The sequence below is a fragment of the Stenotrophomonas sp. YIM B06876 genome (genome assembly GCF_030711595.1).
Lineage (GTDB): Bacteria > Pseudomonadota > Gammaproteobacteria > Xanthomonadales > Xanthomonadaceae > Stenotrophomonas.
The window spans coordinates 1-15471 of record NZ_JAUJUJ010000017.1; the positions used below are offsets into that span (position 1 = coordinate 1).

General features: G+C 65.7%; 14 protein-coding genes. 5 read left to right on the top strand and 9 right to left on the bottom strand.

Annotation, left to right across the window (positions count from 1 at the left end):
• Positions 1-38: 38 nt before the first annotated feature.
• The 3 genes from QZH66_RS08605 to typA form a co-directional block, all read right to left on the bottom strand.
• Positions 39-1631, bottom strand: coding sequence for an amidase (locus tag QZH66_RS08605; protein WP_305805542.1), 1593 nt, complete (start codon positions 1629-1631; stop codon positions 39-41).
• 66 nt (positions 1632-1697) lie between these two features.
• Positions 1698-2177: a DUF2127 domain-containing protein gene (locus QZH66_RS08610; RefSeq protein ID WP_305805543.1), complete on the bottom strand. Its 480-nt coding sequence runs from the start codon at positions 2175-2177 to the stop codon at positions 1698-1700.
• A 5-nt stretch (positions 2178-2182) separates the two neighbouring features.
• Complete coding sequence (gene typA, locus QZH66_RS08615) at positions 2183-4012, bottom strand: translational GTPase TypA (protein WP_305805544.1); 1830 nt, start codon at positions 4010-4012, stop codon at positions 2183-2185.
• A gap of 210 nt (positions 4013-4222) precedes the next feature.
• Between typA and QZH66_RS08620 the strand changes: the two genes are divergently transcribed.
• Together QZH66_RS08620 and QZH66_RS08625 are read left to right on the top strand one after the other, a co-directional pair.
• On the top strand, positions 4223-4717 hold the full coding sequence (locus QZH66_RS08620) for a peptidylprolyl isomerase (RefSeq protein ID WP_305805545.1): 495 nt from the start codon (positions 4223-4225) through the stop codon (positions 4715-4717).
• A 114-nt stretch (positions 4718-4831) separates the two neighbouring features.
• Entirely contained in the window at positions 4832-5818 is a 987-nt protein-coding gene (locus QZH66_RS08625) for a malate dehydrogenase (RefSeq protein ID WP_305805546.1), read from the top strand.
• A 71-nt stretch (positions 5819-5889) separates the two neighbouring features.
• Here the strand turns inward: QZH66_RS08625 and QZH66_RS08630 are convergent, their stop codons facing one another.
• Entirely contained in the window at positions 5890-6606 is a 717-nt protein-coding gene (locus tag QZH66_RS08630) for a hypothetical protein (RefSeq protein ID WP_305805547.1), read from the bottom strand.
• 168 nt (positions 6607-6774) lie between these two features.
• Here QZH66_RS08630 and QZH66_RS08635 point away from each other — a divergent pair, with 168 nt between their 5' ends.
• Complete coding sequence (locus tag QZH66_RS08635) at positions 6775-7434, top strand: RluA family pseudouridine synthase (protein ID WP_305805548.1); 660 nt, start codon at positions 6775-6777, stop codon at positions 7432-7434.
• Between the two features lie 431 nt (positions 7435-7865).
• Positions 7866-8345 (top strand): hypothetical protein, encoded by a 480-nt coding sequence (locus QZH66_RS19040; RefSeq protein ID WP_345783839.1) that lies wholly within the window; start codon positions 7866-7868, stop codon positions 8343-8345.
• A gap of 92 nt (positions 8346-8437) precedes the next feature.
• Here QZH66_RS19040 and QZH66_RS08645 read toward each other — a convergent pair whose 3' ends face one another.
• From QZH66_RS08645 to QZH66_RS08665, 5 genes are all read right to left on the bottom strand, one after another.
• Entirely contained in the window at positions 8438-9055 is a 618-nt protein-coding gene (locus tag QZH66_RS08645) for a glutathione S-transferase N-terminal domain-containing protein (protein WP_305805550.1), read from the bottom strand.
• Positions 9056-9127: 72 nt separating this feature from the next.
• Complete coding sequence (locus tag QZH66_RS08650; protein ID WP_305805551.1) at positions 9128-9586, bottom strand: cell wall hydrolase; 459 nt, start codon at positions 9584-9586, stop codon at positions 9128-9130.
• Between the two features lie 278 nt (positions 9587-9864).
• Positions 9865-11895 carry an NADPH-dependent 2,4-dienoyl-CoA reductase gene (locus QZH66_RS08655; RefSeq protein ID WP_305805552.1) on the bottom strand — a complete coding sequence of 677 codons (2031 nt, stop codon included), beginning with the start codon at positions 11893-11895 and terminating at the stop codon, positions 9865-9867.
• A 172-nt stretch (positions 11896-12067) separates the two neighbouring features.
• Positions 12068-12691 carry a hypothetical protein gene (locus QZH66_RS08660; protein ID WP_305805553.1) on the bottom strand — a complete coding sequence of 208 codons (624 nt, stop codon included), beginning with the start codon at positions 12689-12691 and terminating at the stop codon, positions 12068-12070.
• A 227-nt stretch (positions 12692-12918) separates the two neighbouring features.
• Positions 12919-13944, bottom strand: coding sequence for a zinc-binding alcohol dehydrogenase family protein (locus tag QZH66_RS08665; protein WP_305805554.1), 1026 nt, complete (start codon positions 13942-13944; stop codon positions 12919-12921).
• Positions 13945-14318: 374 nt separating this feature from the next.
• On the opposite strand from QZH66_RS08665, the gene QZH66_RS08670 reads away from it, so the two are divergent.
• Positions 14319-15425 carry an OmpA family protein gene (locus QZH66_RS08670; RefSeq protein WP_305805555.1) on the top strand — a complete coding sequence of 369 codons (1107 nt, stop codon included), beginning with the start codon at positions 14319-14321 and terminating at the stop codon, positions 15423-15425.
• Positions 15426-15471 lie beyond the last annotated feature (46 nt).

Consider the following 15471-nt stretch of genomic DNA (forward strand, 5'->3'; position numbering starts at 1 on the left):
CCAGCGGTTGACGCGGCCCGCCTGCGCCGCGGCCGCGCTCAGCGCGGTGCCGTGTCCAGAAACGTGGGCGGCCGCCGCGCGCGGGTCAGTTGTTCGTAGGCGTAGCCCAGCTCGATCAGGCGCGGTTCGCTCCAGGCGGTGCCCATGAACAGCAGGCCCAGCGGCAGGCCATTGGCATGGCCCATGGGGACACTGAGACTGGGATAGCCGGCTACCGCCGCGGCGCTGTAGCTGCCACCGGGAAAGGCATCGCCCTGGCCGGGGATTGTCAGCCAGGCGGGGCCGGTGGTGGGGGCGATCAGGGCGTCGAGCTGATGGGCGTGCAGCACGGCATCGATCCCCTCCGGCCCGGCCCGGCGGCGGGCTGTCGAGCGGGCGCGGATGTAGTCCAGCTCCCCCAGGCCGCCTTTGGCTGCGGCCTGTTCCAGCAGCTCCTGGGCGAAGAACGGCTGTTCCTGGCGGGCGTGGCGATTGTTGAATTCGATCAGTTGCGCCAGGGTCCGCACCGGGGTCTGCCGGGTGGCGAGGTATTTCTCCACCCCGGCCTTGAATTCATACAGCAGCAGTTCCTGCTCGGCATCTTCCCACTGGCCATCGCCGGGCATCTCCACGGCCACTACGGTGGCCCCGGCGTCGCGCAGCACCTGTACCGCGCTGTCCATCGCCGCGGCAATATCCGCCTGGGCCGTGAGCGGGTTGCCAAGCAGGCCGATCCGGGCCCCGCGCAGGCCGTCGGCGCGCAGGCGGGCGCTGTAATCATAGATGGCACGGCCGGGCATCGCCGCGGTGGCGGGGTCGGTTTCGTCGCGCCCGGCCATCGCGCCCAACAGCGCGGCGGCGTCGGCCACGCTGCGGGTCATCGGCCCGGCGGTGTCCTGGCTGAACGATATCGGGATGATGCCGCTGCGGCTGACCAGGCCGACCGTGGGCTTGAGCCCGACAATGCCGTTGACCGCCGCCGGGCAGACGATGCTGCCGTCGGTTTCGGTGCCCACCGCAACGGCGGTGAGGTTGGCGGCAACGGCCACCGCACTGCCGGAACTTGAGCCGCAGGGATTGTGCTGCAGGGAATAGGGATTGCGGGTCTGGCCGCCGCGCGCGCTCCAGCCCGAGGTGGAACGGGTGGAACGGAAGTTCGCCCACTCGCTCATGTTGCTCTTGCCCAGAATCACCGCCCCGGCCTGGCGCAGCCGTTGCACGAGAAAGGCGTCGGTAGCCGGGTGGAAATCGGCCAGTGCCAGCGAGCCGGCAGTGCTGGTCATCGGGGTGGCGTCGATATTGTCCTTGAGCAGCACCGGAATACCGTGCAGCGGGCCGCGCAGCGTGCCGGCACGCCGCTCGGCATCGAGTCGGGCCGCTTCTTTCATTGCATCGGGATTGAGTTCCAGTACCGCACGCAGGGCAGGGCCGGCGCGGTCGATTGCGGCGATGCGTTGCAGATAGGCGCGGGTAAGGGTGGTGCTGTCCAGTTCGCCAGTGCCCATCCGCGCCGACAGTTCGGCGATGCTGGTTTCGGCATAGGGAAAGGGCGCCTGCGCGGCAGGGGCCGGGGATTCGGTGGCCGCGTCACGCTGGCAGGCCGTGCCCAACAGGGCGGCAAACACGGGCAACACCGCGAGACAGCGCATCATTCGGATTCCTTTTCAGTGGCTGCAGGCTAGCCAGACGCGGCCGGCTTGGCAACGAATCCGCAGCAATCAGGCGCGATGCGGATGCCGTTTGCCGATGTCGCGGGCCAGCACCACAACCACCAGCACATTGATGCCCAGCACCAGCCAAGAAGCCCAGCCGGGGTGACGGACAATGGCGTAGATATCCAGCGGCAGATAGAGCGTGGCGGAAATGCAGCCCAGCCACGAAGCCCATACCTTGGCCCGCCACAGGCCCCAGGCTTCAAGCAGCCGCACCAGGGTGTAGGCCACCAGCACGGCCGCGCCCAGATGCACGGTATGCGGGGTGATGAGTTTGAGCAGCATCGCCAGCGGCCCCTGCTCCGGATCGGAACCCAGGCGCTGGATCAGCGAGTTGACCAGGTGACGCAGCGCGGCCGGCCCGGAAATCTCCAGGCCGGCCGCGGCTACCAGTGCCAGGACCGCCTTGGCGGCCTCCAGCAGTGCGATGACATGCAACCCCGGATGCGCATGCGGATCCGGGTTGTACGGCTTGTCGCCAGTCAACGTTATCAGCCGCCGCGCGACGCTTTCTTGCGGTCGCTTCCGGTCAGCGCCTTCTTGCGCAGGCGGATTTCCGTCGGGGTGACTTCAACCAGCTCGTCGTCCTCGATGAAGTCCAGTGCCTGCTCCAGCGTGTACTTGATGGCCGGGGTCAGCTTGATCGCGTCATCCTTGCCCGATGCACGCATATTGGTCAGCGGCTTGGGCTTGATCGCGTTGACGGTCAGGTCGTTGTCCTTGGAGTGGATGCCGATCAGCTGGCCTTCGTACACGTTGTCGCCTTCGGCAGCGAACAGCTTGCCGCGATCCTGCAGCGGACCCAGCGAGTAGGCCGGGGTGCTGCCCGGCGCATTGGCGATCATCACGCCGTTGATGCGCTTGGCGATGGCGCCCTGTTCCTTCGGGCCATAATGGTCGAACACGTGGAACAGCAGGCCCGAGCCCTGGGTCAGGGTCTTGAACTCGTTCTGGAAGCCGATCAGGCCACGGGCCGGGATCATGTAATCCAGGCGCACACGGCCCTTGCTGTCGCTTTCCATGTTCTTCAGCTGGCCCTTGCGGATGCCCAGCTTTTCCATGACGCCGCCCTGGTGCTGCTCTTCGATGTCGACGACCAGCTGCTCGATCGGCTCCATCTGCTGGCCGTCGATTTCCTTGATGATCACTTCCGGACGCGACACGGCCAGCTCGTAGCCCTCGCGACGCATGGTTTCGATCAGCACCGACAGGTGCAGTTCGCCACGGCCGGAGACCAGGAACTTGTCGGCGTCTTCCAACTGCTCGACCTTCAGTGCCACGTTGTGCACGGTTTCGCGCTCCAGGCGCTCGCGCAGCTGGCGGCTGGTCAGGAACTTGCCGCCGGACAGGTCCTTGTTGCCGGCGAACGGCGAATTGTTGACCTGGAAGGTCATCGAGATGGTCGGCTCGTCCACGGTCAGCGCCGGCAGTGCCTCGGGGGCATCCGGGTGGCAGATGGTGTCGGAGATGGTCAGTTCCTGGATACCGGAGATGGCGACGATGTCACCGGCCTCGGCCTCTTCCACTTCCACCCGCTCCAGGCCCATGAAGCCCAGCACCTGCAGCACCTTGCCGTTGCGCTTCTTGCCTTCGCGGTCGATGACGCTGACCTGCATGTTCTTCTTCAGCTTGCCGCGCTGGATGCGGCCAATACCGATCACGCCGACGAAGTTGTTGTAGTCCAGCTGGCTGATGCGCATCTGGAACGGGCCTTCGGGGTCCACGTCGGGCACCGGCACGTGCTGCATGATCGCTTCGAACAGCGGGGTCATGTCGCCGGAGCGCACGTCATCGGTCAGGCCGGCATAGCCGTTCAGGCCCGAGGCGTAGACGATCGGGAAGTCCAGCTGCTCGTTGGTGGCGCCGAGCTTGTCGAACAGGTCGAACACCTGGTCGACCACCCATTCCGGACGGGCGCCTGGACGGTCGACCTTGTTGACCACCACGATCGGCTTGAAGCCCATGGCGAAAGCTTTCTGGGTCACGAAGCGGGTCTGCGGCATCGGGCCGTCCATCGCATCGACCAGGATCAGCACCGAGTCCACCATCGACAGCACGCGCTCCACTTCACCGCCGAAGTCGGCGTGTCCGGGGGTGTCGACGATGTTGATGCGGTTGCCATTCCATTTGATGGCGGTGTTCTTGGCCAGGATCGTGATGCCACGTTCCTTTTCCTGGTCGTTGCTGTCCATGACGCGCTCGGCGAGCACCGTGCGCTCGGAAAGCGTGTCGGAGTTCTTGAGCAGGCAGTCGACCAGGGTGGTCTTGCCATGATCGACGTGGGCGACGATGGCGATGTTGCGAAGGTTTTCGATAGACATGCGAAAGGGGGCCAGTCGGCGCCGGATTTGGGAAAATGAGTCCAGCATTATACGGGCAGCGGGCAGATGCGCGAAAAATGATTTGGTCAACTCCCCATATGCCATTCAGCTTGCGCCCGGAACGGCTCGCGGGCCTGGGCGCAGCGGTTCCGGTGCGGAGGTGTATTCTATGCGGCTGAATAAATCATCCATTCCCCACAAGGATTCCGCATGTCCCTGATCGCCCATTTCGACACTTCCCGCGGCCCGATCAAGGTCGAGCTGTTCGCCGACAAGGCGCCGCTGACCGTGGCCAACTTCGTCAACCTCGTCCAGCACGGCTTCTATGACGGCCTGATCTTCCACCGCGTGATCGCCGACTTCATGATCCAGGGCGGTTGCCCCAAGGGTTCGGGCACCGGCGGCCCGGGCTACAAGTTCGAAGACGAGACCAAGGGCGGCGTGCCGCATGAGCGCGGCGTGCTGTCGATGGCCAATGCCGGCCCCGGCACCAACGGCAGCCAGTTCTTCATCACCCACATCAAGACCGACTGGCTGGATGGCAAGCACACCGTGTTTGGCAAGGTGCTCGAAGGCATGGATGTGGTCGACAGCGTGGCCATGGGCGACGTGATCAACAAGATCACCATCGAAGGCGATGCCGACGCTGTGCTGGCCGCCAAGGCCGACCGCGTGGCCGAGTGGAACAAGATCCTCGCCGCCTGATTCCTTGCGACGGCCACCCTGTACAGGTGGCCGTTTTTGATCCGGCCGTCGTGATCGCCACGACGACCTGAGCAGACTCCCACCCCACACGCTTCTTAGCAGAGGAAATCCCCCATGAAGACTCCTGTACGTGTTGCCGTCACCGGCGCCGCCGGCAATATCGGTTACGCCCTGCTGTTCCGCATCGCTTCGGGCGAAATGCTGGGCAAGGACCAGCCGGTCATCCTGCAGCTGCTGGAAATCGACAATGAGAAGGCCCAGGCCGCCCTGCAGGGCGTGGTCATGGAGCTGGAAGACTGCGCGTTCCCGCTGCTGGCCGGCGTGGTGACCACCGCCGATCCGCTGGTGGCGTTCAAGGACGTCGACGTGGCCCTGCTGGTTGGCGCCCGTCCGCGCGGCCCGGGCATGGAGCGCAAGGACCTGCTGCTGGAAAACGCCAAGATCTTCACCGTGCAGGGCAAGGCCCTGAACGCCGTCGCCAAGCGTGACGTGAAGGTGCTGGTGGTCGGCAACCCGGCCAACACCAACGCCTACATCGCCATGAAGTCGGCGCCGGACCTGAGCCCGAAGAACTTTACCGCCATGCTGCGCCTGGACCACAACCGTGCGCTGAGCCAGCTGGCCGCCAAGACCGGCAAGACCGTGGACAGCTTCGAGAAGTTCACCGTGTGGGGCAACCACAGCCCGACCATGTACCCGGACTACCGTTTCGCCACCACCGGCGGCGCCGCTGTGGCCGAACTGATCAACGACCAGGAATGGAACGCCAACACCTTCATCCCGACCGTCGGCAAGCGTGGCGCGGCGATCATCGCCGCCCGTGGCCTGTCCTCGGCCGCCTCGGCTGCCAACGCGGCCATCGACCACGTGCATGACTGGGTGCTGGGTTCGAACGGCAAGTGGGTGACGATGGGCGTGCCGTCCGACGGCTCCTACGGCATTCCCGAAGGCGTGGTGTTCGGCTTCCCGGTGACCACCGAGAACGGCCAGTACACGATCATCAAGGACCTGCCGATCGACGACTTCAGCAAGAAGTACATCGACATCACCTTGGCCGAGCTGGAAGAAGAGCGCGCCGGCGTGGCCGACCTGCTGGGCTGAGGTCGAGTCCTTGCAGCAATAGAAAACGCCGGGTCAAGATCCGGCGTTTTTTTATGGATCGCGTTGGGCAATCAGCGGGCAGGAACCGATTCTGGCGCGCCCAGTTCGACTCTGCGCTTCCACCCTGCGGAGTAATCGTCGTAACGTTTCTCCAGCGCCGCGATGAAACGATCATCACTGGCCATGCTGCAGCTGCCCGCGCCATCGGCTGCAGCACCGGCCATGGCCGCGGCGGGCAGGCCGCCGGCGCCTTCAAGGCACTGGCCGCGACCATAGACCGGGTTGCTGCTCATGGCGCGGATTTGACGCTGGAAACGGTTGTCGGCGCGTACCGCGGCAACATCATCGGCATAGCGCGTCTTGAGGTGTGCCAGCAGCACGGCTGCCGCTTTCCGCTCCTCCATCGAGGAGTGGTCGAGGGCGGAATTGTAATAGCCTGCCGCGGCAGGGTCTTCGCGTTCGGCTGACAGGGCGAGCCACGCCAGGCCAAGCGGCCGGTCCATAGCCAGGTGGTCGCCATTGAAGTAAGCCACTCCCAATGCCCGTTGTGCGGCCTTGTTGCCCCAGCTGGCGGACAGTTCCAGCATCTGTCTGGCCGACTCGTACTTGCCGGCTTCCCAGTATTTGTGTCCCAGACAGAAGTTGTAGTCGCCCGGCAGGGCTTTGCTGGTCGAGCTGTTGCAATACACTGCAACGGTCTCGTTGCTGCTGGTGTCCGGAGCGGCTTGGGCGGTAAAGCCCAGGGCGAAGCTGGAGAGGACTGCGAAAAAAACGCCTGGGTGATGCATGGCAACCTCCGTGCATGCTTTCCATCGGTGGGTTATTTCCACTTGCATATTGGCTTATATCAGAAAGGCGATTGTCATGCCGGTCACGCGGATTTTGCTGGCGCTGGACAGGGGCAGGTGGGGCGACCCCGCCTCGGTGGCCGCGTGCGGTGCCCGTGAAGTCCTTTCATGCATGCCTTCGCGTTGAATTTTGCCGGCATGCGATCGGATGGTTTCATCCACTACCTCGATGCGCACCTGCTGGTGGTCGAGAAGCCGGCCGGGCTGCTGTCCGTACCCGGCCGGCTGCCGGAAAACCGGGATTGCGTGGTTTCCCGGCTGCAGGCGAGCCATCCGGAGGTGCTGACCGTGCATCGGCTGGACCAGGTCACCTCGGGGCTGATGCTGTATGCGCGGGGCAAGGCGATGCAGGTGGCGCTGTCGGTACTGTTCGAACAGCGCCAGGTCACCAAGCGTTACCAGGCGCTGGTGTGCGGTGTGATCGACGCCGACAGCGGCGAGATTGCCCTGCCGCTGACCCGCGATTGGCCCAACCGTCCGCGCCAGAAGGTCGATCACCAAACCGGCAAACCCTCGCTGACGCGGTGGTGGGTGGTGGAGCGCGACCAGGCGAACCGGCAGACACGGCTGGAGCTGGAACCGGTCACCGGCCGCACCCACCAGTTGCGGGTGCATCTGGCCAGCATCGGCCATCCGATCATCGGGGATGTGTTCTATGGCGCCGATGCCGATGTCGCCGGACGGGTCTGCCTGCACGCGCGGCGTTTGGCATTCACCCATCCGGCCACCGCCCAGGCAATGGCATTTGAATCGCCGCCACCGTTCTGAACGGGCCGGCCACCAGGGCGTCGTCGTCCGGGAAGGGATGTTTTCACGCCACCGGTCGCGCCCGGCAGGCACGTGTGGGCAGTAGCGGCCGGGTGTCGGCCTCGTTGCTGCACGGGGCCGTGCCGCACGCATGGGGCGCGGTCGCAGTTGCGGGGGTACTAATGCACATCCTGAAGATCTGTTCAGGTAAGCTGCGGGGACGTTCGTTGCAGGCATCGGTGGGGCGGCGCGACCCGGGGGATCGTTCGACGCGGGATCGACCGGGGTGCGGACAGAAACCATTGCGCACCGGGGAAATGGTGCGTCCGGCTGCCGCAGCCGGGTCTGCGCGATCGCACGGGACGGGGCAGGAGGAGAGTGGCTGCACAGCGCATCACGCCGCTGCAGCCACGCCCCGGCATTTTTCGATACAGGAAAATCTGGAGGGGGGGATGGCGTTGATCCATGCCAAGACGGAGGTTGGCCGTCAGGAAATTGAAGACCGTTCGCGACGGCTGCCGCCGGCATTGCGTTCAGTGCTGCTGATGGTGGATGGCCAGCGCGATGACAATGAACTCAGACAGCTCGGCCAGGGCTTGCGGGCACCGGAAGATGCGTTGGTGCAGCTGGTGGAGATGGGTTTGATCGAAGCGGTGGCCGGGACCGCGCCGGTCGCGCCCGCGGTGCCGATGACGGCGCATCTGGCCGATGATCCGGAGCGCTACCGGCAACTGAATGACTGGATGCTGGATTCGGTGCGCAAGCATCTCGGTCTGAAGGGGTACTTCATCCAGTTGAAGATCGAGCGCTGTGGCAACGTCGGCGGTCTGGAGCAATTGTGGCCCGACGTGGCCAATGCACTGGGCAAGGCCAAGAGCCCGGCGTTCGCCAACCGCTGGCTGGAAGAAACCCGGGCGCTGGTCCAGGCTTGAATTGCGGGTGAGGCAGGCACAAGGCCATCGGCAACTGCCGGTGGCCTTTCTATTCCGGTGCAGGGAAGAGAGTGACGCGCGTATGCGGGGTTTCAGCTGAGGCCTTCTTCCTTCAGTGCGGCCTGGACGCCGGGGTCGGCCCGCATCTGCTGCTCGAAACGTTCCAGCGCCTGCATCCCGGCCAGGTCCACGCCCACACCGCGGGCCCAGCGCAAGGTGACATATATATAAGCGTCGGCCACGGAAGGTGTGGCGGTGCCGGCCACCCAGGTATTGCCGGCCAGTTGCCCATCAATGCGCAGGAACATCTCGTGCAGCCGCTGCCGCGCATCCTCCTGGGTGCGGGCAATGATGGCCGCCTCTTCCAGATAACGGGTGGCGCCAAACAGCGGACGGAACTGCGGGTGCACGTCGGCATTGACGAAGGCCAGCCAGCGGTTCACTTCGGCCCGTTGGCGCGCATCGTTGCCGCCATCCAGCGCACGGGCCGGGGCCTTGTCGGCGATGTAATGCAGGATTGCCGCGTTCTGGGTCAAGGCCCAGTCGCCTTCCACCAGTACCGGCACCGCGCCGGCGGGATTGAGCGTGAGGAATGCCGGTGATTTCATCGCCGCCGCATCCACCACCTCCACCTCGAAGGGCAGGCCGGACCAGTGCAGTGCAATGTGGTCGGCCAGGGAGCAGGCGCCGGGTTTGGTATAGAGCTTCATGGGAATCCTCGGGGTCGGGTGACCTTGCGATTATCCCCGTAACGCGTCGCGGCGGACGGCCTGCGGATAGGCTCAGGAAGCCCGCGGCTTGAGCGTCTGCACCTTGAAGAAAGTGTGGCCGCCGATGGTCGCCACCTGGTAGGCGTTGCGCCAGCTCGGACTGGCAATCGACAACGCCGCGAAGTGACTGGCGCCGGGCACGATTTCCTTGCGCTTGCCGGCCGGCAGCGCCCAGTTGCGCTCGGCGGCAAAGGCGACATCCATCGCATCGACCCAGGCGTCGGTATTCCCCAGCTGGGTGCCGGGGGCGACGATGGTGGGGGCGAATTGCTTGCGCGCCGTCACCACCTGGCACATCGAATCGCCCCACAGCCCGCTGTCCAGCCGCCGCAGCGCGACCTCGGCCACGGCCTGCTGGCCGCGAAGGGTCTGGTCGCGGGCTTCCAGGTAAACGGTGGTGCTCAAACACAGCGAATCGGCGGCTGGTTGCGGCAACAGTTGCGACAGCCAGAGAATCCAGGCCAGTTTCATAAATCTCCTTGCTCCGTATGGGCCGCGGCATGTTCCTTTCCAACGCAGCAGGAAAGCGCAACAGGACAGGCTTGGCGTCATGGGGAGGCGGCTCGTCGGGCCGCCCGGGACCGGCCCATTGGCGGGCCAGGCACCCACCGGAACTGGGTGGTGAGTGAAAGTCGGCGCAAGGTAGGGGGCAAACCCCAAACTATTCCTGAACGGTATCGCTTGACATTCAGGTTTGTAACTGGGTTGGACGACCCCTGGACTCCGCTGCCGGGGCCGCCCCGGCAGGCTTACAGGGCGGCGGCGAGCCGGCTGCCCTGGTCGATCGCGCGCTTGGCATCGAGCTCGGCGGCGACATCGGCACCGCCGATCAGATGCGGGGTTTTGCCGGCCGCCTGCAGCGCGGCGACCAGCTCGCGGCGCGGCTCCTGGCCGGCGCAGATGACCACGGTGCCGACCGCGAGGCGCTGTTCAACGCCATCCATACGGATACGCAGGCCGGCATCATCCACACCCAGATATTCAACCCCGCCGAGCATCTGCACGCCCTTGGCCTTGAGCGTGGCACGATGGATCCAGCCGGTGGTCTTGCCCAGCCGCGCGCCGGGTTTGCCGGGGCTGCGTTGCAGCAGCCATACCTGTCGCGCAGGCGCTTCCGGCCGCGGCCGCGCCAGCGAGCCGCGTGTCTCGAAGCCCGGGTCCACGCCCCATTCGGCCATCCAGCGGGCCGGGTCCAGCGCCGGCGAAGGGCCTTCATGCACCAGGTATTCGCCCACGTCGAAGCCGATGCCGCCGGCGCCGATGATGGCCACCCTGTCGGCCGCGATCACCCGGCCCTGCAGCACATCCAGATAGCTGACCACCATCGGATGGTCGGCGCCGGGGAAATCCACCTGGCGCGGGAGGATGCCGGTGGCCAGCACCACCTCGTCGAAGCCGCCCAGCGCGGCCGCATCGACGTGGGTGCCCAGCTTCACCTGGACCCCGGTTTCGGCGAGTTTGTGACGGAAATAACGCAGCGTTTCGTGGAATTCCTCCTTGCCCGGGATGCGTTTGGCCAGGTTGAACTGGCCGCCGATCTCGCTGCCGGCATCGAACAGCGTGACCCGGTGGCCGCGTTCGGCCGCTACCGTGGCGCAGGCCAGTCCCGCCGGGCCGGCGCCGACAACCGCGACGGTTTTGGCAGCGGTTGTCGGCAGGTAGTTCAGCTCGGTCTCGTTGCCCGCGCGCGGATTGACCAGGCAGCTGGCGTGCTTGCGCTGGAACACATGGTCCAGGCAGGCCTGGTTGCAGGCGATGCAGGTGTTGATCGATTCGGCGCGGCCGGTGCGGGCCTTGTTGGGCCACTGCGGATCGGCCAGCAGCGGCCGCGCCAGCGACACCATGTCGGCGCCGCCGCTGGCGAGGATGCCCTCGGCGACGTCGGGCATATTGATGCGGTTGCTGGCGATCAGCGGAATGCCGACATGTGGCTTGAGCTTGGCGGTCACCCCGGCAAAGGCGGCGCGCGGCACCGAGGTGGCGATCGTCGGCACCCGTGCCTCGTGCCAGCCGATGCCGGAGTTGAGCAAGGTGGCGCCGGCCGCCTCGATCGCCTTGGCCTGCAGCACGATCTCCTCCCAGTTGCTGCCGTCTTCCACCAGATCCAGCAGCGACAGCCGGTAGATGATGATGAAGTCCGCGCCACACGCCTCGCGGATGCGGCGCACGATTTCCACCGCGAAGCGCATGCGCTTGGCCGCATCGCCGCCCCAGGCATCGGTGCGTTTGTTGGTGCGGCTGACGATGAACTCGTTGATCAGGTAGCCTTCCGAGCCCATCACCTCGACGCCGTCATAGCCGGCCTCGCGCGCCAGCCGCGCGGCGTTGGCGTAATCGGCGATATGCCGCTCCACGCCACGGGCCGAGAGCGCGCGCGGGGTGAACGGACTGATCGGCGCCTTGAGTTTGGAGGGCGCCACCTGCAACGTGTGATAGCCGTAGCGGCCGGCATGCAGCAGCTGCAGGCAGAGTTTGGCGCCGTGTCCATGCACCGCGGCGGTCACCTGCCGGTGCCGGCGCACTTCCCACGGCCAGGACAGCTTGCTGCCGAACGGTGCCAGCCAGCCGGCCACGTTGGGGGCGAAGCCGCCGGTCACCAGCAGCGCGGCGCCACCGGCCGCGCGTTCGGCGAAATAGGCGGCCAGCTTGGGGAAATCGCGGGCGCGGTCTTCCAGCCCGGTGTGCATGGAACCCATCAGGACCCGGTTGCGGAGCCGGGTGAAGCCCAGGTCCAGCGGGGTGAACAGATGCGGATAAGCGGAATCGGTGGCGGGCGACATAATGGATACGCTTGCGTACGGATTGCCCCAGCGTGCCGCGAAACGCCGCGCCGGGCAAGGGGCCGCGCCGGGATGCCGGCACGGCACGGCAGGGGCACAGGTATGGCGCGATGCGCGCGGGCTGGTGTCCTGGATCGGCTGGGCGCGCGTTTTGAAGCCGAGCAAGCCTGGGTCAGGCGCCCGGGGGCGTTCCCTCCAGCACCACGGGCGCCGGCTTGCGAACGCCAAACAGCGGCAGGGTGATGCCGCACAGCGGCCCGATCAGCAGCGCGAACGCGAGTGTGCCGACGCCGACATCACCGCCCAGTTGCCAGCCGATCAGCAGCACGCCGGCTTCGATACCGCTGCGTACCTTCCAGATCGCCCAGCCATAACGCGCATGCAGCCCGGTCATCAGGCCGTCGCGTGGACCCGGTCCCAGCCGGGCGCCGATGTACAGGCCGGTGGCCACGGCGACCAGCAGCAATCCGAGCATGAACACGCCCGACTGCAGCGCCAGGCCATGGATTTCCGGCAGCAGCCACAGGCCGAGCTGCGCGCTCGGACCGATGACCAGCACGTTGAGCACCGTGCCCACTCCCGGTTTCTGCCGGATCGGCCACCACAGCAGCAACACCAGTGCTCCGACGATATTGGTCGCCAGCCCGAATGACAGGGGCGTCTGCGCGGCGATGCCCTGGCTGAGCACATCCCACGGCGCGACTCCGACCCCGGCGCGGATCATCAGCGCCGCGCCAAGGCCGTACAGGAACAGGCCGGCCAGCAACTGGATCAGGCGCACGGGCAGGGCGGTCATCCGGGTTCCAGAAAACAGGGTGGGGACGCCGAGTCTAGCGGGGACCGGCGCGTGCAGCGGCCGGTCACGACCGGCTGGCGCTCCGGCGCTGATGACGCGGCTGCCCGCTCGACGGCCAGCCAGGGGCGGTTGCACTATCGGGATTCCATCGGCGTCGCCCCGGTCCTAGTCCAGGGAAACTCCGGCGGTCGGCGCGAGCGGTCAGCCGGTTGGCGCGGGCCCGGTGGTCAGTCCCAGCCGGCCAGCGCCAGCTTGCCGATGGTGCGGCCCGATTCCACCAGGCGATGGGCTTCGCGCAGATTGGCCGCGTTGATCGGCGCCAAGGTCCGGGTCACGGTGGTACGCAGCTCGCCGGCGTCGATCAGGCTGGCGGCGCGGGTGAGGATGCGATGCTGCTCGATCATGTCCGCGGTGCGGAAGCGCGCGCGGGTGAACATGAATTCCCAGTGGATGCCGATGCACTTGGCCTTGTACGGATCACCGATACGCAATTCGCCGGCCGGCTCCACGATCAGCCCGACATGGCCCTGGGGTGCCAGAAGCTCGCCCAGCTGCTGCCAGTAATGGTCGGTGTCAGCCAGGTTGAGGGCGGCATTTACCTGGTCGATGCCCAGCGCTTTGAGCTGCGGCGCCAATGGCTGGCGATGGTCGATCACATGCGCGGCGCCCAGCTGCTTGCACCAGGCCACACTTTCCGGACGCGAAGCGGTGGCGATCACGCTGAACCCGGCATGGCGCGCCAACTGGATCGCCATGGAGCCAACGCCACCGGCGCCGCCGATCACCAGCAGCGTGCTGCCGAGGTGGCGCTGGCCATCCAGCTGGAAGGGCATGCGCTCGAACAGCAGCTCCCAGGCCGTCAGCGTGGTCAACGGCAGGGCCGCGGACTCGGCGAAGTCCAGTGTGGCCGGCTTGCGTCCCACCAGCCGCTCATCCACCAGCTGCAACTGCGCGTTGCTGCCGGAGCGGGTGACATCGCCGGCGTAATAGACCTCGTCGCCGGGCACAAAGGCGCTTGCCTGTGGTCCGACGGCTTCCACCACAGCGGCCGCATCAAACCCCAGGATGCGTGGTGGGGCTTCCACGGTGGGCTTGGGTCCGCGCAGCTTGGCATCCACCGGATTGACGGAAACCGCTTGCACCCGCACCAGAATGTCGTGGCCGGTGGGCGGGGGCGGGGCGGGCAGGTCGAGGTCCAGCAGCGACTGCGGGTCGTTGACGGGAAGATAGTGGGTCAGGCCGACGGCTTTCATGGCGAGGTAGCTCCGAATGGACGGGGGCGGAGCCATGATACGCAGCGGTTTTAGCCGTTGTCCGCGTTTGACGCTGCCGGCAGCGCCCGGGATTTGCGTTGTTTTGCCGCAAATCCATCAAACGCGATAACGGCCAGCCCGGGTCTGGAGATTGCGCTTGCGCGGGTTCATCAACCTGTATAGGGTGCGCCCGAGGAGCAGTGGCAGCGCCGAAAACAGCCCCATATGTTATGCAGCTGTTAACGCCGTCTTCACTCAGCTGAGCATACTGTGCGTTGCGATGGCGTGCGGAAATGGCCGTCTGAACATTAAGAAACTACTGTGCTTGACCTGCTTCCACCGGTTACATACCCACGAAACAAGGAGTTGTATTCATGAATAAGAAAATCCTCACCGCCGCACTGCTCGGTGGTCTGGCGTTTGCCCAGGCTGCGTCGGCACAGGAATTCGATGATCGCTGGTATCTGACCGGTTCGGCCGGCTTCAACTTCCAGGACAACGATCGCGGTACCAATGATGCTCCGTTCGGCACCCTGGGCCTGGGCAAGTTCATCAGCCCGAACTGGTCGCTGGATGGCGAGCTGAACTACCAGAACCCGAATTTTGAATCCAACCAGGATCTGAACTGGTCGCAGTACGGTATTTCGCTGGATCTGCGTCGCCACTTCATCCAGGACGGCCGCGGCTGGAACCCGTACCTGCTGTTCGGTCTGGGCTACCAGAAGTCGGAAGAAGAGTATGTGATCAACAGCATCAACTCGCCGGCCAAGCGCAAGGATGGCAACCTGGCCGCCAAGGCCGGTGTCGGCCTGCAGACCACCTTCGACAAGCGTATTGCCGTGCGTGCCGAACTGGCGTACCGCGCTGATTTCGACGACCAGAGCGTGAACCCGACGCTTGCCGGACATGACAACAACTGGTTTGGCGACGTGCTGGCTTCGGTCGGCGTCGTGATCCCGCTGGGACCGGCTCCGATGGCTGCCGTGGCTCCGCCGCCGGCTCCGGTTGCGCCGAGCTGCGCCGATCTGGATGACGACGGTGACGGCGTCAACAACTGCGACGACAAGTGCCCGAACTCCCAGCCTGGCCAGACCATCGGTCCGGATGGTTGCCCGGTGCCGGTCTCGATCGATCTGAAGGGCGTGAACTTCGACTTCGACAAGTCCACCCTGCGTCCCGATGCGGTTGCGATCCTGGGCGAAGCGGCCGAGATCCTGAAGCGTTACCCGGATCTGCGCGTTGAGGTTGCCGGTCACACCGACTCCATCGGCAGCGATGCATACAACCAGAAGCTGTCCGAGCGTCGCGCCACTGCGGTGTACGACTACCTGAAGAACAACGGCGTTGATACCTCGCGTATGGTCGGTCCGATCGGTTACGGCAAGAGCCGTCCGATTGCCCCGAACACCAACCCGGATGGTTCGGATAACCCGGAAGGTCGCGCCAAGAACCGTCGTACCGAGCTGAACGTCCAGAATTGACCGGACGCTTCGCTTGCTGAACAAGGCCCGGCATTTGCCGGGCCTT